Source organism: Actinoallomurus iriomotensis, assembly GCF_030269445.1.
GTDB lineage: Bacteria > Actinomycetota > Actinomycetes > Streptosporangiales > Streptosporangiaceae > Actinoallomurus > Actinoallomurus iriomotensis.
This window is the reverse complement of the sequence record NZ_BSTJ01000014.1, coordinates 245627-268759: the sequence shown is the minus strand read 5'-3', so window position 1 is coordinate 268759 and position 23133 is coordinate 245627. Positions and strand designations below refer to the sequence as shown.

The window sequence follows — 23133 nt, the reverse complement described above, 5'->3', positions numbered from 1 at the left end:
AAAACGGCATTCTGTCGTGGATCAGCCGCGGGGTTTGCGGAGGACGAAGCGGTCCAGCTCCTGGTAGTCGGCCGAGCCGAGGTCGGCGCCGTAGTGGGTGACGGTGATCTCCGTGTGGCCGCCCGGCGCGTGGGGTTCGAAGTCGAACGACGCGAAGCCGTACGGGCGTTGGAGATCACGGTAGGCCGACCACGGCGCGGGCTCGGTCGTGGTCAGGGAGGCGCGCTGGTTCTGCGGGTCGCCGGGGCCGACGTCGTAGATCAGGACGCCGTCGTGCGGGTTGTCGAAGGCCGACGACGGCGTCGCGGACGAGTGGCCGCCACCACCGATGATCATGTGGACGGTGCCCCTGGTCGTGTCGATGACCTTCGCGTCGGTGGCCTGGGGCGCCGGCGTGAGCAGGGAGCTGCCCGGCAGCACGCCCCGTACCGGGAACGTCCGCTCGAAGTGGTGTTCGTGGCCGGCCACGACGAGGTCCACCCCGTACTTGTCGAACAGCGGCAGGAACTCCTGCCGGATGCCGAGGTCGGCCCCGTTGAAGTGCGCCGAGGACATCGCGACCTGGTGCATGCAGACGATGATCCAGTCGATGCCGTGGTCGCGGCTCGCCGCGCGCAGCTCGCGTTCGAGCCAGGCCTTCTGCGCCCCGTGGCTGTACCCGCGGATGTACGGGTCGTAGCCCTTCGCCTTGTAGCCCGGGACGTTGTCGCGGCGGTACGCGCTGAACGCGCCGTCCTGCAGGCACACGTCGTCGTTGTTGATGGAGATCACCCGGATCGGGCCGACCGTGAAGGCGTACCAGTTGCCGGCGAACTCCCGCGACCCGTTCGAGGGCAGCGTGAACCGCGTCTGGTACGACAGGTAGCCCTCCGGGCCGTTGCCGACCTCGTTCTCGTGGTTGCCCGCACACGGCATCCAGGGGCGGCGGCTGGCCGACCGCTGGTTGTTGGCGAAGAACGAACGCCACGTCTCGACCGGCGCGTCGCTCACGTTGGCGTAGCACAGGTCCCCGTTGAGCAGGTGGAACAGCGGGTCGAGGCGGTCGACCGCGTCGACGATGTAGCCGGCGTTCGGGGTCGCGGGGCCCAGGCCCTTGCCGACCTTCGCCGGGATGGCCTGGTCGCCGAAGCTGGTGAACCGGAAGCCCTTGGACCGTCCGGTCGGCGCGGTGCGGAAGGACCCGGCGAGCGGCGCCGCGCCCCGGTGTTCGACCTGGTAGTCGTAGCGGCTGTCGGCGTTCAGCCGCGGGAGTACGGCGTGGTAGGTGTACACCGTCTGGCCGGTGAGCGCCTCCGTGTAGACCCGCTCCTCCGCGGGCACACGCGTGCCGAGCCCGTGGCCGGGCTTGCCGAGCCGGACGACCGGCCGGTTCACGCGCTGCGGCGCCGCCCAGGACACCGCCATCTCGTGCCCGGCGTCGGCGCCGAACTGCAGGTGCAGCTGTTCCGGAGCCGGCGCGCCCGCCTCGTCCGGCGTCGTCACCAGTGCCGTCGCCCGTCCCGCCCCGCCCAACACCGGTCCGGCGACCGCCAGCCCGCCCAGCCCGCGCAGCACCTGCCGCCGGGCCACCTCGCTCCGCGACTCACCCATCAGCGCCTCCCCATCGCTCGTGTCCGCGGAGCATGATCGACGGCCTGGGGGAGCGGCCGCTGAATTCCTACCCTCCGATGGGTGAACAGCGCCTATTCTAGTACTAGAATACGACCATGGCCGCCAACCTGACGCCCGCCGAGCTGACCCTGCTCGGCCTGCTCGTGGAGAAGCCGAGACACGGCTACGAACTCGACGAGGTCATCGACGCTCGTGGCATGCGCGAGTGGACCGAGATCGGCTTCAGCTCGATCTACTACCTACTGGGGCGGCTGCGCGACCGTGGCCTGATCACCGAGGTCGGCTCGCCGCGAGCAGGACGGGGAAAGGCGCGCCGGGTGTACGAGCCGACGCCCGAGGGGCGCCGGGCGTGCGCACGGGCGGCCGAGGCGGCGGTGGCCGAGCTCCGGCCGGTGTTCCCGCCCATCCTGGTCGGGCTGGCCAACCAGCCGGTCATTCCGCCCGAGCGCCTGAGGGCCGCGCTCGACCGGCGGGCCGCGGCCCTGACGGAGAGGATCGCCGCCATCGGAGCGGCCCGCGACACCCAGCCAGACATTCCCGATTTCGTCCGCGCCATCTTCGACTACACGCTGGGCCAGCTGGAGGCCGAACAGCGGTGGCTGGACGCATACCGGACGAGCCAGGAGAGTCCATGACTCGCTATGACGTCAAGCGGGAGCTCAAGCAGTGTTACGCGCCGAAGAACACCGACTGGGCGCTCGTCGACGTGCCGGCCCAGCAGTTCATCGCCGTCGACGGCCGCGGCGACCCGAACACCAGCCCCGACTACGCCCGCGCGGTCGAGGCGCTCTACACCGTCGCCTACACGATCAAGTTCACCAGTAAGCGCACCCTCGACCGGGACTTCGTCGTCGGGCCGCTCGAGGGGCTGTGGTGGTCCGACCGGCCCGAGGTGTTCATCACCCGCGACAAGGGCGCGTGGCACTGGCGCATGCTCATCAGCCAGCCCGACTGGATCACCGTAGACCTCATCGACGAGTGCCGACAGGCCGCGCTGGCGAAGAAGAAGCTCGCCACGATCGCCGACGTCCGCCGTGAGACGCTGGAAGAGGGCACCAGTGCCCAGCTCCTGCACGTGGGCCCCTACGACGACGAAGGACCCGCGCTCGCCCGGCTCCATCACGAGTACCTCGCGGCCAACGATCTCACCATGTCCGGGCACCATCACGAGATCTACCTCGGGGACTCCCGCCGGACCGAGCCGGCCAAACTCAGGACCGTCCTCCGGCAACCGGTTCGGCGAGCGTGAGGAGGGAGTCGCGCTGGACGGCGTCGAGCGAGAGCGTCTTGTAGCCGATCTCCTCGAACAGCACGGTGATCCGGTCGGGCTCCTCGCGCATGACCGTCCCGGCGCCCCAGGACGCGTGGACCACCTGCGAGTGCATCGGGAACGGCGTGTCCGCCTGCTCGGTCTCGACCGACCCGCTCGCGCAGGTGTCGCAGTGGCCGCAGGCCTGCCGGGGGTACGGCTCGCCGAAGTACTCCAGCAGATAGCGGCGGCGGCAGCCCGTCGTCTCGGCGTACCCCCGCATCATGTCGATGCGTGAGTCGTCCATCTTGCGGCGGCTCTCGTCGCACTCCATCGCGTCGGCCGCCGCCTGCTCGGGTGCGGGTCCCTTCGGGGCGTACCGCAGTTCGCCGCGTTCGCTGACCTCGACCGCCTCGGCGTGTTCGAGCAGGTTCACCAGGCCGGTCAGCTTGGACGGGCCGATGCTCAGCGTCTCCCGGACCGCCCGTGCCTTCACGGTGCCGCCGTGCTCGTGGAGGAGCGTCGCGAGCCGGAGCAGCATCTCCTCGTCCGGCCTGCCCGCCGCGAAGAACCGGCGCAGGCCCAGGTCCTCGGACCGGTAGTACAGGACCGCCTCGGCCGGCTCACCGTCGCGACCGGCGCGGCCGATCTCCTGGTAGTAGGAGTCCGGCGACTCCGGCGGCGCGCTGTGCAGGACATACCGGACGTTCGGCTTGTCGATCCCCATGCCGAACGCCGAGGTGGCCACCACCACGTCGACCCCGTCCTCGGAGAACAGCGTGTGCACCCGTTCACGGTCGGCGGCCTTCATCCCCGCGTGGTACGCCTCGGCGCGTACGCCGGCCTTGGTGAGCTCCTTCGCGTACGCCGTGGCGTCGCGGCGGGTGGCGACGTACACGAGGCCGAGCCCGTCACGTCCGGCGACGTCCTCGACGAGCGCCCGTCGCTTGGCGGACTCCTCGGTGAACCGGCGCACGCGCAGCGCGATGTTGGGCCGGTCGAAGCCCCGGATGACCTGCCGTACGTTCCGCAGGCCGAGTACCTCGACGATGTCCTCGCGTACGGGCGGTGAGGCGGTCGCGGTCAGCGCGATCACCGGCGGATGGCCCAGACGCTCGATCACCCGGCCGAGCTGGAGGTAGTCGGGCCGGAAGTCGTGTCCCCAGGACGACACGCAGTGCGCCTCGTCGATGGCGATCAGCGAGGGCTTCGCCGCGACGAGCTTGTCCACGACATCCGGCTTGGCGAGCTGCTCGGGGGAGAGGAAGACGTACTCCGCCTTACCGGCGCGGACCTGCTCCAGGGAGCTCTCGCTCGAACCCGCGCGCTGGGCGGAGTTGACCACGACCGCGCCCCCGGCGTTCCGCTCGGCGAGGGACAGCATCTGGTCGCGCTGCAGGGCGATGAGCGGCGAGATCACGATGGTCGGACCGTCGAGCAGCTGGGCGGGGATCTGGTACGTCGCGGACTTCCCGCCCCCGGTCGGCATGACGACGAGAACGTCACGCCCCTGCAGCAGATGCTGCATGGCCTCGTCCTGGCCGGGCCTCAGCTCCCGCCAGCCGAACACCTCCCGTGCGGTCCGTTGCACCTGCCGCCGTCGACGCCCGAAACGTCGGAAACCATCACGTATGCCCATTTAGCGCCTCCCGCCGGGCGCTGTTACCCCGCTGGCCCCGGCTTAGTCCGTTTCGCCTGCGTTTGATCATCCAATCAGGGCGACATGGACGCGGAGGGGCGTTCCGCGCAGAGGAGGCGTGCCCGAGGCGACGAGCCGGCTTCCGGTCCAGCGGTACGCGACGGTGACCGGCGGCAGGGAGGCGCAGCACTCGGCGTCCGAGGGGGCGTAGTGCGCGTAGGTGACGCGGAAGGCGCCGGCGGTGCCCCGGCGCAGCCCGGTGATCGTGTCGCTCTCGCGCACGGAGTCCAGGCCGAGGAAGCGCGTGCCGTGCCAGAAGAAGACGAGCTGGCCGTGCGCGTCGGCGGTGGGGTAGCGCTGGCCGACCGCGGCGGTGAGCGTCCCGCCGTACCCGTCGGCGACGCTGACCGGTCCCTGGTCGAGGACGAAGTGCCCCTCCGATGTCGCGACCTCGGTCGTCCGGGCCATCACCCGCCGGATGGCGGAGCGGCTCGGCACCCCGGTGGCCGGTGCCGTGACGGGGTGCGACGCCGGGGGCGTGTCCGGTGTCGCGGAGGCCGTCGCGGTGGGTGTCGCGGTGACTGTCGGGGTGGGGGTCGGCGCGGCGGCGTGAGTGGGGACGGTCGCCGGTCGCGCGCGGCAGCCGGTCGGTACGGCGGCCAGCGCCATCAGCGCGGCCCAGCGGACGGCGGCGGGCCGGGTGCGGCCTGAAACGCGGAACAACGTCGTGGCTCCTCTCGCTTCGATGCGCGAGAGCCTAAGGAGGAGCGGCGCGCGTTCCGGTGGACCCGATCGCGCGGCCGGAAACGGCGTTTCCGTGCGCGTCACAGGACCCGTCCGGTCGCGGACGGGTCCTGTGACGGGGGTCGAACTCGTCAGTCCTTGAAGACGTCCTTGATTTTCTCGCCGGCCTGTTTCAGATCGCCCTTGGCCTCGTCCGACCTGCCCTCGGCCTCCATTTGCTCATTGTCGATGGCCTTACCGGTCTCCTTCTTGGCTTTGCCCTTGATCTCGTCGGCCTTGTTGCGGGCTTTGTCGGCGGCGCTCATGGCTGTCTCCTTCTCGATAAAGGCATCGTTGAGCCAATTGTGAACCGTCTCCGATTCGCCTCGGCCCACTTTCTCCTTGCCCGCTATTTCGCGCTCCTAACGCGGTCACCGCCATTCGGGGTCCCGGCGGCGGCACGGAGGGCGTGAGGCGCCCGCCCGAGGCGCGTGCGGGCCGCCCGGCGCGCCCGCGGAAGCCTCGGGACGCGCCCGCCGGGGGCCTCCGGCGCGTCCACGGCGTGTCGTCGACGCGGGCGTTCGGCGGCCATGCGCTCGCTGTGGGCGTCTCAAGGGACGATCGCCGTGCAGCGCCATCTGGACGATCAGATCGTCTATCAGTGCGGTAGAGCACGTACGATACGACGTCTGTCATGAGTAATCACAAGAATTCTGCTGACCCTATATACATGTTATGTATCTGCGCCTATGGTGATCGTCTTGTAACCCTACGGAAACAACACGAAGGAGGAAGACGATGGCAGAGGCCCCCCCGCAGGCCATCGTTCGGAGTCTCGTGCCGGCGCGGATCGACCGGCTGCCCTGGTCTCGCTTCCACACCCGGATGATCATTGCTCTCGGTGTGGCGTGGGTCCTGGACGGCCTGGAGATCCAGATCGCCAGCATCATCGGCCCCGTTCTCCAGCACGCGAACACGCTCCATCTCACGTCCCAGGATGTCGGCTTCTCCGCGACGATCTATCTGATCGGTGAAGTGGTCGGCGCACTTGTCTTCGGTCGGCTTTCCGACCGGTTCGGACGACGCAAACTGTTCGTCGCGACGCTCGGGCTCTACCTCGTCGCGAACGGTCTCACCGCGTTCTCGTTCAACTACGGGATCTTCCTGTTCTTCCGCTTCGTCGCTGGCATGGGTATCGGCGGTGAATACGCGGCGATCCATTCGGCGATCGACGAACTCATTCCCGCGAAGTACCGCGGCCGGGTCGACCTGGCGGTCAGCGGCACCTACTGGTTCGGTGCGATCCTCGGCTCACTCAGCGAGTACGTCCTGCTCAACCACTCGGTGTTCTCCGACAACCTCGGCTGGCGGGTCGGCTTCTTCATCGGCCCGGTGCTGGGTCTGGCGATCTGGACGCTGCGCCGCACCCTGCCGGAGAGCCCGCGCTGGCAGCTCTCCCACGGCCACGCGGATGAGGCCGAGGCGACGATCGCGCAGATCGAACGCGAGGTGGCGGCCTCCGGCAAGGAACTCGCGCCGGTGGACGAGGCCAAGACCCTGGAGATCAGGCCGCAGGAGTCGGTCTCGTTCCTGCAGGTCGCCAAGACGCTGTTCAAGGAGTACCCGACGCGGTCGCTGCTCGGCGCGACCCTGATGATCAGCCAGTCGTTCCTCTACAACGCGATCTTCTTCACCTACGGCCTCGTGCTCACGCACTTCTACGGGGTCTCGGAGAGCGGTGTGGCGACGTACTTCTTCGCCTTCGCCGCGGGCAACCTGCTCGGGCCGCTGTTCCTCGGCCGGCTGTTCGACACGATCGGCCGCAAGCAGATGATCGCGAGCACCTACATCGTGTCCGGTGCCCTGCTCGCCTTCAGCGGCTACCTGTTCAAGATCGGCGCCCTGACGGCCATGAGCCAGACCGTGCTGTGGACGGTGATCTTCTTCATCGCCTCGGCCGCGGCCAGCTCCGGATACCTGACCGTGAGCGAGATCTTCCCGATGGAGCTCCGCTCGCAGGCGATCGCCATCTTCTTCGCCATCGCCCAGTTGTTCGGCGCCCTCGGCCCGACGGTCTTCGGCTCGCTGATCGGCGACCAGGACCACCCGAACCCGGGCCGCCTGTTCATCGCCTACCTGATCTCGGCGGGAATCATGATCGTCGCCGGGGTGATCGCGGCGATCTTCGGAGTCAAGGCCGAAGGCGCGTCGCTGGAGGACATCGCGGCGCCCCTCAGCTCGATCCGGTCGGCCGCCGGCAGTGTCAGCGAGAAGCTGGAGCCCGGGACCGGCTCCAGCACCGTCCCCTCGGTGACCTGACCTCCGCCGGCCCATCGAGAAGGACCCCCGCGCGGCGCGCCCCGCGCGGGGGTTTCTCGTCTTCCGGGCCGGCGACGTCCGGGGGCGTCAGTTCCCGTACTGCTTGGTGTCCGGATGCTCGATGAGCAGGACGTGGGCGGTCTCGTCGGCGACGGGGCGGTGCCGCATCCCCTTGGGGACGACGAAGAGCTCGCCCGCGGTCAGCACCACCGGGTCCCGTCCCTCCAGCTGGATCTCGAAGCCGCCGTCCCAGCACAGGAACAGCTCGTCCTCGTCGTGGTGATGCCAGGGGAACTCGCCTTCCAGACGCGCGAGCCGAACGACGGTGGAGCCGTTCACCATCGCCAGATCGCGCTGCTGGAAGGGCCCCGGGAGGGCGGCGACGGCCTCGGGCACCGATACCGCGGCGAGGTGCCGCAGGTCCTCATGTCGTGTGGTCATGCCGCGATCCTGGCCTTCGCCGTGGCCGGGCCCCAGAGCCAATACGCCACAATTGGTCCACCGAGCGAACCAATCGCCTCCTGGACCGGAACCACTCGATCATGCCGATGGACCCAGCCGAGCTGGCCGACCGCCTGGGCCGGTGGCCGGGCCGCGGACCGCTGTATCTCCTGCTCGCCGCGCGGCTGCGGCGCCTCGTCGACGAAGGCGAACTGCCGCCCGGCACGGCACTGCCGCCCGACCGGGCCTTCGCGTCCGCCCTCGCGGTGGGACGCGGGACCGTCGTGGCCGCGTACGACCAGCTGCGCCTCGAAGGCCGGATCGTCCGTCGCCAGGGCAGCGGGACCCGGGTGGCCGGGCCACCGCGTCCGGGGCCTCGGGACACGACGGGCGCGCCGGTCTTCCTCCACCTGCTGGAGCCACGGGACGATGACGTGATCCTCCTGGCGTGCGCCGCGCCCACCGCGCCGCCGGCGATGCTGCTGACGGCGTACGAGCGGGCTCTGTCCCGGCTGGCCACGGTCACGAACGACATCGGGTACCACCCATCGGGTCACCGGCTGCTGCGCCGCGCCGTCGCCGACCACTACACACGCCGTGGGGTGCCGACCGGCCCCGAGCAGGTTCTGGTCACCAACGGCGGTCAGCAGGCCCTCTCCCTGCTCGCCCGTACTCTCGTCGAGCCCGGCGGCACGGTCCTCGTCGAGGCACCCACCTATCCGGGCGCGCTCGAGGCGTTCCACGAACAGAGCGCGTCCGTGCGGACACTCCCCGTCGGGCTGGACGGCTTCGAGGCGGCGACCCGAACACCTGGCCCTCGCCCGAAACTCGCCTACGTCGTATCCACCCATCACAACCCGACCGGCGGGTTACTGCCGGCGCTCCCGCGCCGACGGCTCGCCGCGGCGGCCGACGCCGCGGACGTACCGCTCATCGACGACGAAGTCCTCGCTCACCTGGCCTTTCCCGGGCAGGACACACCACCTCCGCTCGCCGCGTTCGGTGAGACGGTCATCTCCGTTGGCTCGCTCAGCAAGAGCGTCTGGGGCGGGCTCCGCATCGGCTGGATACGAGCCGCGCGGCCCGTCATCGACCGCCTCGCCCGGCTCAGAGCGGTTCATGATCTCGGCGGGAACCTCCCCGCACAGCTCGCCGCCGCCGAACTCCTTCCCCACGTGGAAACGCTCTGTCAGGACCTGGCCGCGGACCGCCGGGCCCGCCATGACCACCTGCGTGCGGAACTGGCGCGACGGCTACCGCGGTGGCAGGCGCCGGCCGTCACCGGCGGCCAGACCCTGTGGGTGCGCCTTCCCCACGGCGACGGCGACTCCTTCGCGCAGACGGCCCTCCGTCACGGCGTCGCCGTGCTGCCCGGCAGCGGACTGGACGCCTCTGGGGGCAGCGGGGAGTTCATCCGGATCCACTTCCTCGCCGACCCCGACACGCTGACGAAGGCGGTGCGCCGCCTGGCCACGGCCTGGCGGAGTTACGGAGGCGGTCACGATCGAGGTGCCCCGGCGCCGCGGTCGATGGCGATCTGACCGGCCGTCAGCGGCGGACCGGCGGGACGGCCGGGACCTCGGGCGCCCGGTCGAGGTCGTCCTGGGTCAGCCGGAACTCCTCGGGGTAGTGCTCGCGGCTCGTACGGCGGGCCGGCTCGGTGGTGCGCCACGCGTAGAGGCACCGCCCGCATCGCAGGACCTCCCACGCCTCGGGCACCGGCGAGCACGCGAGCGTGTCGACGCCCTCGTACGCGCAGCGCGGGCAGATCATGAGTCTCCCCTGGCGAGCATCGAGGTCAGCCTGGCGATCCACTGCGACGTCTCCGGCAGGTCGGTCACGGGCCGGCCGTAGCTGCCGCGGACGTCCGGGGGCACCGGGGTGGTGGCGTCGATGATCAGCTTGTCGGTGATGCCGGGCGGCTCCGAGCCCGGATCGAGTTCGAGGACCGACATGGCGGGCAGGTCGACCAGGTCGCTCGCCGGATTGACCTTCGTGGACAGCGCCCACATCACCTGCGGCAGGTCGAACGGGTCGACGTCCTCGTCGACCATGATGACCACCTTGCAGTAGCCGAGGCCGTGCGGCGTGGTCATGGCGCGCGTGCCGACCGCGCGGGCGAAGCCGCCGTACCGCTTGGCGGTCGAGATGATCGCCAGCAGGCCGTGGGTGTACATCGCGTTCACCGCCCGTACCTCGGGGAACTCCGCCCGGAGCTGCTGCTGGAGCGGGACGCAGGTGGCCGGCCCGATCAGATAGTCGATCTCGGTCCACGGCATGCCGAGGTAGAGCGCCTCGAAGATCGGGTCGTCGCGGTGGGAGATCCGCTCCACGCGGATCACCGGCATCCGCCGGCCGCCCGAGTAGTGGCCGGTGAACTCCCCGAACGGCCCCTCGAACTCCCGCGTGCGTCCCTCGACGACGCCCTCCAGGATCACCTCGCTGCCCCAGGGCACGTCCAGGCCGGTGAGCGGGGCGGACGCGATCGGCGCCGGTGCGCCGCGCAGTGCCCCGGCCAGGCGGTACTCCGACTGCTCGTACCCCAGCGGCGTACCGGCGACGATCGTGATGACCGGGTCGTTGCCCAGCGCGATCGCGACCGGCAGGTCCTCGCCGCGCTCTTCGGCCTTGCGCAGGTGGACGGCGATGTCGTGCATGGGCACGGGCTGCAGGCCGAGCCGGTTACGGCCTTTGACCTGCATGCGGTACGTGCCGACGTTCTGGCGGCCGAAGTCGTCGGGCGCCTCGGGGTCGCGGGAGACCACGGCGGCCTTGTCGAGGTAGTGGCCGCCGTCGCCGTCGTTCAGCCGGAACAGTGGCAGCACCGCGTACAGGTCGACGTCGTCGCCGGTCACGGTGTTGCGCGTCCACGGCGGGTCCGCCCGCCGTTCGGGTTCGACTGGGGCCTCCTCCCAGCGCCGGATGAACTCCTGGACCTGGTCCTTCACGGAGGTCTCCGGCGGCAGACCGAGCGCGATGGCGTGGTTGGCCCACGAGCCGTGCACGTTCAGGGCGATCCGGGCACGGGTGAAGCCGGTGACGTTGTCGAAGTGGAGCGCCGGAGCGTTCGGGCCGATCCGGCAGGCGGCGTTGGCCGCGGCGGCCAGGTCCGGCTCGGGCGCCACCTCTTCGGTGACGCGCAGCAGCTGACGGTTCCGGTCCAGCTCGTCGAGGAACGAGCGGAGGTCGTCATGGGCCACCGGAACCCCTCAGTGGCTGCGGTCTCGGTGCGCCGGCGTCTCCCCGGCCCACTCGTAGTAGTCCGTCTGGCCGAGCCCGATGAAGCCCATCAGCCGGGCGGTGAACTCCTCGAACATCTCCTCGACGGTCCGCGGGACGTTGTAGTAGGTGGGGATCATCGGGTACACGACGGCGCCGGCCTCGGTGACCTGCGCCATGTTGCGCAGGTCCTCCGGGTCGTACGCGGCGACCTTGTCGTGTCGCTCGCCGAGAAGCCGCTCCACCGGATCGTCGGTCCGCGACCCGCCGAACTCGTGCGCGATCAGCGTCCGGCCGGCCTCCGACACCAGCAGGTCCACGTGCCCGACCCGCTCATCCCGGACGAGCGCGGACAGCACGTACCGCGCCATGCGTGTCCCGCCGGCCCCGGTCACGGCCAACGTGAGCCTGCGCTGCTCACCCATGCGCGTGTTCTACCCGGTCACCGGCCTGTTTACCGGGTGCGGTCGTCGTCCGGTTCGGGTTGCCAGGCCATGCCGGGGACGACGAGCGGGCCGCCGGTGACCGGGTCCGGGACGACGACGGAGGCCAGGCCGAAGACCTCCTGGACCAGTTCCGCGGTGACGACGTCGCGTGGCGGGCCCTGGGCGATGACGCGGCCGGCCTTCATGGCGACGAGGTGATCGGCGTACCGGGCCGCCTGGTTGAGGTCGTGGAGGACGGCGACGACGGTGCGGCCGCGTTCGTGGTTGAGCTGCCGGATCAGGTCCAGCACCTCGACCTGGTGGGCGATGTCCAGGTACGTCGTGGGCTCGTCGAGGAGCAGCAGATCGGTGTCCTGGGCGAGGGCCATCGCGATCCACGCGCGCTGGCGCTGGCCGCCCGACAACTCGTCCACCGGTCGCTCGGCGAGGTCCGCGGTCTCGGTGCGCTCCAGCGCCTCCGTGGTGGCCCGCTCGTCTTCCTCCGACCACTGCCGCCACCACGTCTGGTGCGGCTGGCGGCCGCGTGCCACCAGGTCGGCGACGGTGATCCCGCCCGGGGGCGTGGGTGACTGGGGCAGGACGCCCACCGTCCGCGCGATCTGTTTGCGGGAGACGTGGGCGAGTTCGGCGCCGTCCAGCAGCACGACGCCGCGGCGCGGCTTGAGCAGCCGGCCGAGTGCCCGCAGCAGGGTGGACTTCCCGCAGGCGTTGGGGCCGACGATGACCGTGACCTGCCCGTCGGGGATCTCCAGGTCCAGGCCGTCGACGACGGTCCGGTCCTCGTACGCGAGTGTCAGGTCCTTCGCCGTAAGGCGGCTGCTGCTCATGAAGTCGTGCCTCCGGAACGGCTGCGGGTGCGGACGATGAGCCACATCAGGTACGGCGCGCCCACGACGGCGGTGAGGACGCCGACCGGCAGCTCGATCGGGGCGAACAGGCGGCGGGCCAGCAGGTCCGCCACGACGACGACCAGGGCGCCGGTCAGCGCGGAGGACAGCAGGGGGATCTGGATCGTACGGGTGAGCCGGCGGGCGATCTGCGGCGCCACCAGGGCGACGAAGTCGATCGGCCCGGCGGCGCCGGTCGCCACCGACGCCAGGACGACCCCGAGCGCGGCCAGCCCGAGCCGCACCTGGTCCAGCCGTACGCCCAGAGCGGTGGCCGTGTCATCGTCGAAGGTCACGCTGCGCTGGGCGCGGCCCGCCCACAGCGCCGCCGGGAGCGCTAGCAGCAGAACGAGGGCGAGCGGCGCCGCCTGGTCGTAGCCGCGCCCGTTGAGGGAGCCGGTCAGCCATACCTTGGCCTGCTGTGCGACGAGGTAGTCGCCCTTGGTGAGGAACAACTGCGTGAGGGAGCCCAGGGCGACCGAGATGCCGATGCCGACCAGCACGAAGCGGGAGGCGTGCAGCCCGCGCCGCCACGCGAAGACGTACACCAGCAGCGTCGCCGCGAGGCCACCGCCGACGGAGAGGTACGGCAGGGCGTTGTGCGAGACGACGCCGAAGCTCATCGCGGCGACCGTCGCCGCGCCCGCGCCGTGCGTCACGCCGATGACGTCGGGGCTGGCCAGCGGATTGCGGGCGACGGTCTGGATCAGGGCGCCGGCCACGCCGAAGGCGGCCCCGGCGAGCAGGCCCACGACGAGGCGTGGCAGGCGCAGGGTGCCGACGACGAGCCGGTCGGGGCTGGGCCGGCCCAGCAGGACCCGGCAGACCTCCACCGGCGAGACGAAGGACTCACCGACGCACAGGGAGGCGACCACGACCGCCACCAGCAGCACGGCGAGCGCCACCACGACCACGAGGGCCCGCCGATGCACCAGGAAGCTGCCGCGTCCAAGACGCAACAAGACGTGACCGGGCGGGCGTCCCGACATCGCACGACTCATGCGGCCACCACCGACTTGCGCCGTACGAGGACGATGAGGAACGGCACGCCGAGCAGCGCGGTCATGACGGCCACCGGTATCTCCGAGGGTGGGAAGACGATCCGGCCGATCACGTCGGAGACGAGGAGCATCACCGGTCCGAGCAGCGCGGCCAGCGGCAGCACCCAGCGGTGCGCGCTGCCGACCAGGCTCCGCGCGATGTGCGGTACGGCCAGGCCGGTGAAGGCGATCGGGCCGGCGGCGGCGACCGCCACGCCGGTGAGGACGGTCGCGCCGAGCGCGCCGAGCGCGCGCAGCACGGCGACGTTGTGGCCCAGGCCCGTGGCGGCGTCGTCGCCGAGGGCCAGGGCGTCCAGCCCACGGGACACCACGGCGACCAGCAGCAGGCCGGCCAGCAGGAACGGCCATACCTGACCGACGATCTCGCTGCCGCGTCCGCTGATCGAGCCGACCTGCCAGAAGCGGAACTCGTCCAGGGCCCGGGCGTTGGTGGTGGCGATCCCGGAGACCACGGAGGCGAGGAAGGCGTTCATCGCGGCGCCGGCCAGGGCGAGCCTGACCGGCGAGGCGCCGCGGTACCCGCCGCTGGCGACGGCGTACACGCCGGCCGCCGCCAGCGCCGCGCCGGCGAACGCGAACCACACGTAACCCGCCAACGTGTGCACACCGAAGAAGGCGATCGCGCACACCACGCCGACCGACGCGCCCTGGCTGATTCCGAGGACTCCCGGTTCGGCGATCGGGTTGCGCGTCACGCCCTGCAACAGGGTCCCGGCCAACGCGAGCGCGACGCCGACCACGATGCCGATGACGGTGCGGGGCACCCGCAGCGACCGCACCACCTGGGCGTTGTCGCTGGTGCCGCCGTGCAGCAGGGCCTGGAACACCTCGCCGGGGCCGATCTGCCGGCTGCCCACCGCCAGGCTCAGCAGCACGGCGACGAGCAGCATCAGCGCGGCCGCGAGCAGCCAGCCGGTACGGCGGCGGGTCGGCGCGCTCACCTTCTCCTCCCGGAGCGGGCGGTCACGCCGTCAGGTACTTCTGCAGGTCGTTCAGGACCGCGTCGGCCGCGGTGACGCCCAGCCCGAGGTACCAGGTCTCGTCCGGCACGTCGAAGGCGTGGCCGTCCTTGACCGCCTTCAGGTTCTTCCACAGCGGGTTGCCCTGGGCCTTGCTCTTGTCGGTGGCCTTCGGGTCGCCGTACACGCCGGTGAAGATGTAGTCGGCGTCGGCCTGGTCGATGTTCTCGGCGCTGATCTCGGCGGCCAGGTCGTTGATGTCCTGGTCCTTCGGCCGTGGGATGCCGGCGTCCTTGAGGATGGTGCCGATGAAGGAGGCGTTCGCGTACAGCCGGATGACACCGTTCGGCATGAAACGCACCATCGACACGGTCGGCTTCTTCGCGCCCAGCTTCTTCCCGAGGGCCTTGGCCTGCGCGTCGTACTCCGCGAGCTTCGCCTTGGCCTGCGCCGTACGGTCGAGCGCGGCGGCGTTGAGGAGGTAGTTCTCCTTCCACGTGAAGCCGGGGCGGATGGAGAAGACCGTGGGGGCGATCTGCGACAACTCGTCGTAGGAGTCCGCGGCGCGGAGCTGGCTGCCCAGGATCAGATCGGGCTTGAGCCCGGCGATCGCCTCGAGGTTGAGGTTGTTGATCGTGCCGACGTTCTTCGGCGTTCCCGCGTCGTTCTTCAGGTACGACGGCAGCTGCGGCGATCCCTCGGTCGGGGCCAGCCCGACCGGCTTGATCCCCAGCGACACGACGTTGTCGAGCTCGCCGACGTCCAGCACGACCACCCGCTTGGGCTGCGCCTTGATGACCGTACGGCCCATCGCGTGCGTGATCGTCCGCGGCCACTGGCCCGGCTTGGCGTCCGTCCCCATCGCCGCCGTCTTCCTCGCGGCGTCCGCGAAGTCCTTCCCACCCTTCGCGACCGACTGCTTGTCCTTCTTCCCGGCGCTGCCCTCCTCTCCGTTCCCGGCGGATCCGCTGCCGCACGCCCCGAGGGAGAGGACGGCGGCGACGGCGAGAGCGACGGCGGCTGTGCCGCGGCGCCGAAGAGACACTCGGGACTCCTTTGGCTGAGAATCACCTTGAATTAGGCGAGCCTTACCTTATGTCGCACCTGCGTGCCGTGCGCAAGAGGGGGCCGTTCGTCACGTTGTTCAGGTGCCGCCGATGGCGATCAGGCCGGCGACGCCCAGCGCGTACAGGACCAGGACCGTCCGGCTGTCCGGGCCCATGCGGAGCCGCCGGTTCCGCGGCCGGAAGATCAGGCCGGTCATGTAGACGAGCGTGAGCAGCGCGCCGAGGGCGGTCAGGTAGATGTCGGAGCGGTGCGCCGCCGGCAGCGCCGGATGGCCGGACAGCACCGACGCGACCAGGAACAGCACGGGCAGGAAGGCGTTCCCGCCGAAGATGTCGCTGACCGCGAGCTGGTCGTCGCCGAGCCGTACCGACGTCACGCCGCTGCTGATCTCCGGCAGCGAGGTCGCGGCGGCCAGTACGGTCGCGCCGAACACCACGCCGCTCATGCCGACCCGGCCGAAGAACGCCTCGCCGCTGCGTTCGAGCACCACTCCGGCGACCAGCGTCGCGACCGCGGCGGCGCCGAACACGAGCGCCGCCCGTCCGGTGCCGACGCCCTGCGCGGTGGCCCGCTTGTCCTTCTTTCCCTTGGAGTGGCCGCGCGGCTCGGCCTGCGCACCGGGCGCGTCGCCGCCCTCGTGCCAGGGCAGCCCCCGGCCGGCCCGTTTCAGCAGGAGGAGCCCGGCCACCCAGACAACGGCGATGAGCACGGCCGCCGGGTCCAGCCGGGCGTAGGCGAAGTCGCCGGGGAGTTGCGTGCCCATGACGACGACGGCGAGCAGCGCGACGACCAGCGCGCCTTCGAGCACGAGCAGCAGGCCGGCGGCCCGGTACGCCAGCGGCTCGCTCCGGCCGGCGACGTCGAGCACGACGAGGACGACGGTCTGCACGGCGATGCCACCGAGGATGTTGCCGACCGCCACATCGAGGTCATGGGCGAGGGCGGCACTCACCGTGATGGCGAGTTCGGGCAGGTTGGTGGCCACGGCGAGCAGCACCAGCCCGCCGAGCGCACTGCCGAGCCCGAGCCGCTCCGACAGCACGTCGGTGGTGTCGGACAGGTGCACTCCGGCGTACCAGACGATGCCCGCACTGACCAGGAAGAGGACCAAGAGTACGGGGGACGACAAATGACCCATGCACGGTGCGCTTCCCGATCACGCCTCCTCCATTCGGCCGGCACGGTTCCGTAGCACCGTCTGTTTCGCCAGGATCCGGCGCATCATGCCGTAGCTGACGCCGAACTCGGCCGCGACCCGGCGGATCGGCCAGCCCTGTTCGTAGAGCCGGGTCGCGTCCTCCTCGAACGGCCGTTTCACGGTGCCGGCGGTCCGTACGGCCAGCACCTCACCGCGCCGGTAGCGGCGATGGCCGCCGGGGGTGTGAACGGCGGGTTTGAGCAGCCCGTCCCGCGCCCACCGGGCGAGCGTGGTGGTCCGTACGCCCAGCAGCGCCGCCGCCTCGCGCGGCTTGAGCAGATCATCGAAATCAGCAGACATGGGGGAGGCCAATCCAGCAGGAGGGGAGGTTCTTTTTCCGTGACGTCTAGAGGCGAAACCAGACGATCTTTCCGTCCTCGGCGGCGGGGCCGGTTCCGCAGTCTCGGGACAGATGCTTGACGAGGCACAGTCCTCGGCCCGACTCCGCCTCCAAATCGTCGAAGGAAACGACCTTCGGGAATTCCGGGAGCTTCGGTGAGTCGTCCCATACCTCGAACAGCGGGCTGCCGTCATTCGGATGCATGGTCACGGCGACCAGCGGGCTCGCCGTGTGCCTGATGGCGTTGCCGACCAGCTCGGAAATGCAGATTTCTCCAATTTCGACCAGATCTTCCCGGTGGTGGGTCGACAGGAAATGCCTGGTCCATATCCGCGCGAGATTGGTAGTCTCTTTATTCCGATGAAGTATGGCCATCAAGGCTTCACCTCGCTTCGTCGTATTACGAGTCGTGGTGAAGTCTGAGTGGTCCGGGCGGTCGGCGATACCTTCCTGGAATGATTGGAAGGGCTAGGAGGACAGATGAGTTCGGAATCCAGGCTCAATCCCGACACGAGCATGTGGGACTGGATCACTGATGACCTGCGGCATCACGTCAAAAAGTCTGGTCTGTCGGGTGCCGAGTTAGCGCGGATCCTGAACCGGGACCCTTCCAGCGTCTACAACATCCTCAACGGGCGACGGCGGATTCAGGACAAAGACGCAAAGATCCTGGACAAGCTGTGGGATCTGAATCACCACTTCGGCAGGATGCTCCGCTACGCCAAGCTGAAGTCCAACTCGAAGTGGTTCGGCCAGTACCTCGAACATGAGGTCGCGGCCAAGGTGATCAAGTCGTATGAGGCTCTGGCGATCCCAGGTCTGCTCCAGCTCCCCGAGTATGCCGCCGAGTTGTTCACGGCCACTGGAGCCGCCGATGTGAACGGCCTGGTCGAAGAGCGAATGCGGCGTCAGGAGATCCTTAAGCGAGACTCGCCGCCGATGTTGTGGCTCCTGCTCACCGAGAACGTACTCGACTGGCCGGTGGGTGGCGCGGAGCTGATGCGTAAGCAGCTTTCCCGCCTGCTGGAGGAGATGGAAAAGCCGAACATAGGGCTACGGATCGTCCCTCGCGCCGCGGGAGCCCACGGAGGTTTCAGCGGAAGCTTCTTGGTCATATCTGGCGATTCGGGAGATATCGCCTACACTGAGGCGACAGGAGGAGGAAGGCTCGTGCCGTCTGTCACCGAGGTGCGTGAATACGGCATCCGGTTCGACCGAATAGGGCAGCTGGCGCTTCCCGAGCCATCGTCCCGAGAACTGGTCCAACGGGCCTTGGAGGCTCTCTGATGGAGACACCGGACGGCTGGAAGAAGAGCAGCAGAAGCGGTGGCGACGCCAACACGAACTGCGTAGAGGTCAAGAAGGTTAGTCCCGGCTGACCTGACGAGAAGGGCTGGCCGCCGTCCGAGCAACCACCTGCTCTGGGTGGCCGGAGCCTGGTGCGAGCCGTTGGGGCTCCCAGGTGCAGACGCGGCGCGGGGGCGAGACGCTACGCCAAGACCGGACGATCCGTGGCGATCCGGGCTGCTGTGGCCTCGTTGAAATGCTGTCTCGTCCGGCGCGCTGGATCGTGATCGCTTCACTGGGATCGGCGTGGAGGTGTCACCGAAAGCAGCTGTGGGCAAGATAGACGAAAGAAACGTAACGAGGTACGGTTCTTGCGAGGAGGCGCCATGAACGCAGTGACCATGCGGCAAGAGACCTACCTACCGGATGCACGCGGCCAAGTCGCTCAGATCTATGACTTCCTCAAGGCGCATGAAGAGGCCGGCCGAGGCCGACCCGCGCCGCGCTACTTCCTGGCGGGTTCCGCCCCAGGTGATCGCATAGAGCTCCCGGCTGAGATCTATCGTGCTCTTCGCCACGTGGTAGAGGCCCTGCGAGAGGGGCTGGCCGTCACCGTCGCACCCTTGACTCAGACGCTGACGACGCAGCAGGCCGCAGACCTCTTGGGGGTGAGCCGTCCGACGTTGGTCAAGCTGCTCGACGAGGGCAAGATCCCCTTCGAACGGGCGGGAAGTCACCGTCGTGTCCTTCTCCGCGACCTGCTTACCTATCGGGAGCAGCGACGTGCCGCTCAGTACGCCGCGCTAGAGGCCACCGCTGTCGACATGGACGACGAAGAAGACCTCGACACGGTGCTGGAGCAGCTACGCGAAGTCCGGCACGCCGTCGCGAAACGCCGCCGCAGAGGCCGCACATCCTGACAGAATTAGGAGATGTTCTCCGCGCTTCTGGATACCTGTGTTCTGTGGCCCAGTCTGCAGCGTGACTTCTTGCTTTCCTTAGCGGTCGAGGGGATGTACCGGCCTGTCTGGAGCGCGGCCATCCTTGAAGAACTGGAGCATCACGAAGCCAAAAAATTAGTCCGGCGGGGCGAGCAGAAGGACAAGGCTGCAGTACGTGCCCGGTTCCTGATTGATCGAATGCGTTCGGCTTTCAATGACGCCGAGGTGCACGGCTGGGAGAGCCTGGAAGGAACATACGGCCTTCCCGACGTGGACGACGAACACGTGCTCGCCGCAGCAGTCGTCGCCGGCGCTGGAGCGATCGTCACACACAACGTCAAGGATTTTCCACGCAGCAAGGTTCCGGACGGAATCGGCGTGATCTTGCCGGCCGATTTCGCCGCGAGCACGGTCGAACTGGAACCTGTTCGAGCATTCGATGCGGTCGTGGCCATCGCCGAGCGCTCTGGGCGGGTCGGGCCGCGAGTCACCGCAGATGACGTGCTGGACGCGCTCGTCGAACGCTACGAGATGACCTACGCGGTCTACCTCATACGACAGGCTCTATGCGCTGACTGACGACGAGCGGCGATCGACCATGAAGGCTGGCGCGACGCCAGTGGGCCGCAGTGCAACGCGCGCAACCTCGCCTTGAGGATCTTGCCGGTCGGGTTGCGGGGGATTTCGTCGGTGCAGACGACCAGGCGACAACGCTGATGCGAAGCGCCTAAGGGTCGTGGCCTGGATTGGGCTTATCGTCTTGCTCGCCGATCGACGCGTCGGCCGGACGTTCTTCGTCGGCCCGCTTCTTCGCGGCTGCCATACCTTGGACGGTTGGGAGCGCCTGGCCGACCAGAGTCGGCCAAATCAAACGGCGTCTGTCACTACCAAGAGGGCGCGGCCCGGTTGACCGAGGATGGACTTTTCAGTGCCCCAAATACTCGGAAGACCGTTATTGAGCACCGCCGTGCATAGCGCGCAACCGCGCTTTGAGGATCTTGCCGGTGCCGTTGCGGGGGATCTCGTCGGTGAAGACGACCGAGGTCGGGAGTTTGTACCGGGCGAGCCGTTCCGCGAGTGAGCCGAGCAGGCGTTCGGCGGTCAGGTTCGAGCCCTCGCGGGGGACGACGATGGCGCGGCCCGTCTCGCCCCAGCGTTCGTCCGGCACGCCGATGACCGCGCACTCCACCACGTCCGGGTCGGCGAGCAGGGCGTTCTCCACCTCGGCGGGATACACGTTCTCGCCGCCGGAGATGATCACGTCCTTGATGCGGTCGACGATGTAGGCGTAGCCGTCGGCGTCCAGGCGTGCGGCGTCGCCCGTACGGAACCAGCCGTCCGTGAACGCCCGCGCCGTCTCATCCGGCAGTCCCCAGTAGCCGGACATGACGTGCGGGCCGTCGACGACGACCTCGCCGGTCTCGCCGGGTGGCACCTCGTCCAGGCCGCCGGGGGCGACCACCTTCACGTCGGTGAAGAAGTGCGGCACGCCCGCCGAGCCGGCTTTGGTCACCGCGTGCGCCGCGTCGAGGAACAGGGTGCCGGGCGCCGCCTCGGTCATGCCGTACCCCTGGAGGAAGGTCAGCCCGCGCTCCTGGTACGTCGCGATGAGCGACGGCGGCACGGGCGCTCCGCCGCAGGTCAGCAGCCGCAGCGACGACAGGTCCGCCTCCGTCCAGCGCGGTGAGCGGGCCACCGCCTGGAACATCGCCGGTACGCCGAACATGAAGGTGACCCGGTGCCGTTCGATCAGGTCGAAGGTGGCGTCCGGGTCGAACCCGGCGGTCAGCACGCAGGTGCCGCCCTTGAGCAGCACCGGCAGCGTCAGCATGTTGAGCCCCGCCGTGTGGAACAGCGGCGCGGACACCAGGGCGACCTCGCGGGCGATCAGGTCGTGGTCGATCAGGACGTTGACGGCGTTCCAGGTGATGTTGCCGTGGGTGAGGACCGCGCCCTTGGGCCGTCCGGTGGTGCCGGACGTGTACATGATCATGCAGGGATCGTCGAGCGCGACCGGTGAGTCGATCGGCTCATCCGCCTCCGGCAGCCGATCGAGTTCCTCCCGCGCGATCGTGGTCACCGGAAGGTCGTCCACAGGCTGTGCATGGATCAGCACCGAGGCGCCCGAGTCGGTGAGCTGGTAGGCGATCTCCGGCCCGGTCAGCCGGGCGTTGAGGGGGACGAACACCCCGCCGAGCATCCCCGTGGCGAACAGCGTCTCCAGGAACGACGGATGGTTGAAGCCCAGGTAGGCGACCCGGTCGCCGGGCCCGACCCCGGCGCGGCGCAGTGCGTGCGCGAGCCGTACCACCCGGTCGCGTAACCGCGCGTACGTCACCGACCGGTCCTCGTGGACGAGGGCGATGTCGTCCGGGGTCTTGCGCGCTCGCCGTACCGGCCACGAGCCCAGTCCCTGGTCGCGCATCCGGACCTCCTTGCCGGGGGGGCGTCAGGAGGAAATTAGGTTGATCTGTGGCGAGAGTCAACGTTCGGCCTGGTTCGCGCGATGGCGAACCAGGCCTTGGTCGACTGGAGGGTCAGAAGTCGAATTCGACGGAGCCCGACGAGTCACTGAAATACTTGGTGGCGACGGCCAGCCATTGTCCGTTGACGTTCCGGTAGCCCACCGCCTCGTCGTTGGCCACGCCGCTCAGATTGGCGCTCCAGCAACCGCCCGGCGCCTCGACGTACGAAGCGAACCATCCGCGGTATGGAAACGCCACGTATTCATCGTGCGGGTCGATGTTGCCGCTGACGTTGCAGAACCGGAAGTTCACGCCGTCCGCGTGCGCCGCCGACGGGACCAATACCGATGCGAAAATACCCGCCGCGGTCAGACCCAGCATGGCCTTCATACGAGCACCCATAATGAGGTTCCCTTCGGTGTCGGAAGAACCGCCTTTTCAGGCAGTTCACTTCCGCATACGAGGCATGCGCGGGAACGGTTCAGGTCGCGGGGACGAAGCGGCGAACGGAGCCCCGGTCGTCCAGGCGGAACGCGTCGGCGTCGCGTACGCAGCGGGCCAGCAGGGCCTGAGCGTCGTCGTCGTTCAGGTCGCGGGGCAGCTCGAAGCCGGTGAAGTCGGCCGCGGAGACCCGCGCGCGGAACTCGTACTCGAATTCGGTTTCACCGATGTAGGTGAGGGCGACGCGCCCGTTCCACGCGATGTCGAAGCGGAACGGTGCCTGCCGTACCGGGAAGCGGATCCGGTGGTCGGCCACGGAGTCGTGGCCGAGCAGGTAGACGTGGAACGCGTAGTCGTCGTGGTCCTCGTATTCGGCCACCTGGTCGAGCGGGTCGACGTGGAACTCCCGTTCGGAGAGCCGGCCGAAGTCGAGCGGCTCGTCCGGCGTGCCGGCCACGAAGCCCTGCATGGCATCGATGGTGGTCCAGCCGTAGTTTCGCCAGGTCGCCCTGCCGCCGCCGAACGGATGGTCCTCCTCGCCGTCGAGTTCGGCCCGGTCGTCCTCGTCGTACGGCGCGCTCTTCAGGGAGAAGCCGAAACCGGCGCCGTCCTCCGGCGACAGCCGGCCCTTCCACTGGAACTCGGCGACGCGGTGGCCGTCCGGCCACGGGTTGCCGGGGAACCAGATCCGGCCCTCGGTCATGGCGTCCCCCTGTCCGTCGACGGGCTCGGCAGAGAGCTTATTCACATACCCCCCTTGACGTGGAGGTTTCTGGACGGTTTCATACTCCTCACTCCCAGAGGCGTCGCTCAGCTCGCGCCTCGCCCCCCATCTGTAA

At 69.3% G+C, this 23133-nt stretch carries 26 protein-coding genes; 8 read left to right on the top strand and 18 right to left on the bottom strand.

Annotation, left to right across the window (positions count from 1 at the left end; all coding sequences use genetic code 11):
* Positions 1-21: 21 nt before the first annotated feature.
* Complete coding sequence (locus QSK37_RS43285; protein ID WP_285633328.1) at positions 22-1590, bottom strand: purple acid phosphatase family protein; 1569 nt, start codon at positions 1588-1590, stop codon at positions 22-24.
* A gap of 116 nt (positions 1591-1706) precedes the next feature.
* Between QSK37_RS43285 and QSK37_RS43280 the strand changes: the two genes are divergently transcribed.
* Entirely contained in the window at positions 1707-2246 is a 540-nt protein-coding gene (locus tag QSK37_RS43280) for a PadR family transcriptional regulator (RefSeq protein WP_285633325.1), read from the top strand.
* Positions 2243-2860, top strand: a complete 618-nt coding sequence (locus QSK37_RS43275; RefSeq protein ID WP_285633322.1) for a GyrI-like domain-containing protein — start codon at positions 2243-2245, stop codon at positions 2858-2860. The genes QSK37_RS43280 and QSK37_RS43275 overlap by 4 nt, the downstream gene beginning before the upstream one ends.
* Here QSK37_RS43275 and QSK37_RS43270 read toward each other — a convergent pair.
* The 3 genes from QSK37_RS43270 to QSK37_RS43260 all read right to left on the bottom strand — a co-directional run bounded on the left by QSK37_RS43270 (position 2823) and on the right by QSK37_RS43260 (position 5548).
* Positions 2823-4451 carry a RecQ family ATP-dependent DNA helicase gene (locus QSK37_RS43270; protein ID WP_285575057.1) on the bottom strand — a complete coding sequence of 543 codons (1629 nt, stop codon included), beginning with the start codon at positions 4449-4451 and terminating at the stop codon, positions 2823-2825. The two genes, QSK37_RS43275 and QSK37_RS43270, sit on opposite strands and share 38 nt — an antisense overlap.
* A gap of 114 nt (positions 4452-4565) precedes the next feature.
* Positions 4566-5222 (bottom strand): LppP/LprE family lipoprotein, encoded by a 657-nt coding sequence (locus QSK37_RS43265; protein WP_285633318.1) that lies wholly within the window; start codon positions 5220-5222, stop codon positions 4566-4568.
* A gap of 152 nt (positions 5223-5374) precedes the next feature.
* The gene (locus tag QSK37_RS43260) at positions 5375-5548 is read right to left on the bottom strand and encodes a CsbD family protein (RefSeq protein ID WP_285633315.1); all 174 of its coding nucleotides are present in this window, start codon (positions 5546-5548) and stop codon (positions 5375-5377) included.
* Positions 5549-6020: 472 nt separating this feature from the next.
* Between QSK37_RS43260 and QSK37_RS43255 the strand changes: the two genes are divergently transcribed.
* Positions 6021-7541 carry an MFS transporter gene (locus tag QSK37_RS43255; RefSeq protein ID WP_285575065.1) on the top strand — a complete coding sequence of 507 codons (1521 nt, stop codon included), beginning with the start codon at positions 6021-6023 and terminating at the stop codon, positions 7539-7541.
* An 87-nt stretch (positions 7542-7628) separates the two neighbouring features.
* Here QSK37_RS43255 and QSK37_RS43250 read toward each other — a convergent pair whose 3' ends face one another.
* The gene (locus QSK37_RS43250) at positions 7629-7982 is read right to left on the bottom strand and encodes a cupin domain-containing protein (RefSeq protein WP_285633313.1); all 354 of its coding nucleotides are present in this window, start codon (positions 7980-7982) and stop codon (positions 7629-7631) included.
* A gap of 101 nt (positions 7983-8083) precedes the next feature.
* Between QSK37_RS43250 and QSK37_RS43245 the strand changes: the two genes are divergently transcribed.
* Positions 8084-9523 carry an aminotransferase-like domain-containing protein gene (locus QSK37_RS43245; RefSeq protein WP_349498036.1) on the top strand — a complete coding sequence of 480 codons (1440 nt, stop codon included), beginning with the start codon at positions 8084-8086 and terminating at the stop codon, positions 9521-9523.
* Positions 9524-9530: 7 nt separating this feature from the next.
* Here QSK37_RS43245 and QSK37_RS43240 read toward each other — a convergent pair whose 3' ends face one another.
* The 10 genes from QSK37_RS43240 to QSK37_RS43195 all read right to left on the bottom strand — a co-directional run bounded on the left by QSK37_RS43240 (position 9531) and on the right by QSK37_RS43195 (position 17535).
* On the bottom strand, positions 9531-9755 hold the full coding sequence (locus QSK37_RS43240) for a non-oxidative hydroxyarylic acid decarboxylases subunit D (RefSeq protein ID WP_285633311.1): 225 nt from the start codon (positions 9753-9755) through the stop codon (positions 9531-9533).
* Positions 9752-11182, bottom strand: coding sequence for a non-oxidative hydroxyarylic acid decarboxylases subunit C (locus QSK37_RS43235; RefSeq protein WP_285633309.1), 1431 nt, complete (start codon positions 11180-11182; stop codon positions 9752-9754). The genes QSK37_RS43240 and QSK37_RS43235 overlap by 4 nt, the downstream gene beginning before the upstream one ends.
* A 9-nt stretch (positions 11183-11191) precedes the next feature.
* The gene (locus QSK37_RS43230) at positions 11192-11626 is read right to left on the bottom strand and encodes an HFCD family protein (RefSeq protein WP_285633307.1); all 435 of its coding nucleotides are present in this window, start codon (positions 11624-11626) and stop codon (positions 11192-11194) included.
* A gap of 29 nt (positions 11627-11655) precedes the next feature.
* Complete coding sequence (locus QSK37_RS43225; protein ID WP_285633304.1) at positions 11656-12474, bottom strand: ABC transporter ATP-binding protein; 819 nt, start codon at positions 12472-12474, stop codon at positions 11656-11658.
* Positions 12471-13535, bottom strand: a complete 1065-nt coding sequence (locus tag QSK37_RS43220) for a FecCD family ABC transporter permease (protein WP_285633301.1) — start codon at positions 13533-13535, stop codon at positions 12471-12473. Before QSK37_RS43220 ends, QSK37_RS43225 begins: the two co-directional genes overlap by 4 nt.
* Positions 13532-14536: a FecCD family ABC transporter permease gene (locus tag QSK37_RS43215; protein WP_285633299.1), complete on the bottom strand. Its 1005-nt coding sequence runs from the start codon at positions 14534-14536 to the stop codon at positions 13532-13534. Before QSK37_RS43215 ends, QSK37_RS43220 begins: the two co-directional genes overlap by 4 nt.
* A 22-nt stretch (positions 14537-14558) precedes the next feature.
* Complete coding sequence (locus tag QSK37_RS43210; RefSeq protein ID WP_285633296.1) at positions 14559-15599, bottom strand: ABC transporter substrate-binding protein; 1041 nt, start codon at positions 15597-15599, stop codon at positions 14559-14561.
* A gap of 99 nt (positions 15600-15698) precedes the next feature.
* On the bottom strand, positions 15699-16733 hold the full coding sequence (locus QSK37_RS43205; protein ID WP_285633293.1) for a sodium:calcium antiporter: 1035 nt from the start codon (positions 16731-16733) through the stop codon (positions 15699-15701).
* A 45-nt stretch (positions 16734-16778) separates the two neighbouring features.
* A complete protein-coding gene (locus QSK37_RS43200; protein WP_285633290.1) occupies positions 16779-17120 on the bottom strand; it encodes a MerR family DNA-binding transcriptional regulator in 342 nt (113 codons plus the stop codon).
* A gap of 46 nt (positions 17121-17166) precedes the next feature.
* On the bottom strand, positions 17167-17535 hold the full coding sequence (locus QSK37_RS43195) for an ATP-binding protein (protein WP_285633287.1): 369 nt from the start codon (positions 17533-17535) through the stop codon (positions 17167-17169).
* A gap of 105 nt (positions 17536-17640) precedes the next feature.
* Here QSK37_RS43195 and QSK37_RS43190 point away from each other — a divergent pair, with 105 nt between their 5' ends.
* The 4 genes from QSK37_RS43190 to QSK37_RS43180 all read left to right on the top strand — a co-directional run bounded on the left by QSK37_RS43190 (position 17641) and on the right by QSK37_RS43180 (position 19967).
* A complete protein-coding gene (locus QSK37_RS43190; RefSeq protein WP_285633284.1) occupies positions 17641-18447 on the top strand; it encodes a helix-turn-helix domain-containing protein in 807 nt (268 codons plus the stop codon).
* Positions 18447-18539, top strand: coding sequence for a DUF397 domain-containing protein (locus tag QSK37_RS51945; protein ID WP_432705657.1), 93 nt, complete (start codon positions 18447-18449; stop codon positions 18537-18539). Before QSK37_RS43190 ends, QSK37_RS51945 begins: the two co-directional genes overlap by 1 nt.
* A gap of 294 nt (positions 18540-18833) precedes the next feature.
* Positions 18834-19367, top strand: coding sequence for an excisionase family DNA-binding protein (locus QSK37_RS43185; protein WP_285633281.1), 534 nt, complete (start codon positions 18834-18836; stop codon positions 19365-19367).
* Between the two features lie 12 nt (positions 19368-19379).
* Entirely contained in the window at positions 19380-19967 is a 588-nt protein-coding gene (locus tag QSK37_RS43180; RefSeq protein WP_285633279.1) for a PIN domain-containing protein, read from the top strand.
* Positions 19968-20340: 373 nt separating this feature from the next.
* Here QSK37_RS43180 and QSK37_RS43175 read toward each other — a convergent pair whose 3' ends face one another.
* From QSK37_RS43175 to QSK37_RS43165, 3 genes are all read right to left on the bottom strand, one after another.
* Positions 20341-21813 carry an acyl-CoA synthetase gene (locus QSK37_RS43175; RefSeq protein ID WP_285633276.1) on the bottom strand — a complete coding sequence of 491 codons (1473 nt, stop codon included), beginning with the start codon at positions 21811-21813 and terminating at the stop codon, positions 20341-20343.
* Positions 21814-21925: 112 nt separating this feature from the next.
* Complete coding sequence (locus tag QSK37_RS43170; protein ID WP_285575106.1) at positions 21926-22243, bottom strand: hypothetical protein; 318 nt, start codon at positions 22241-22243, stop codon at positions 21926-21928.
* A 91-nt stretch (positions 22244-22334) separates the two neighbouring features.
* A complete protein-coding gene (locus QSK37_RS43165) occupies positions 22335-23042 on the bottom strand; it encodes a hypothetical protein (RefSeq protein WP_285633273.1) in 708 nt (235 codons plus the stop codon).
* Between the last annotated feature and the right edge of the window lie 91 nt (positions 23043-23133).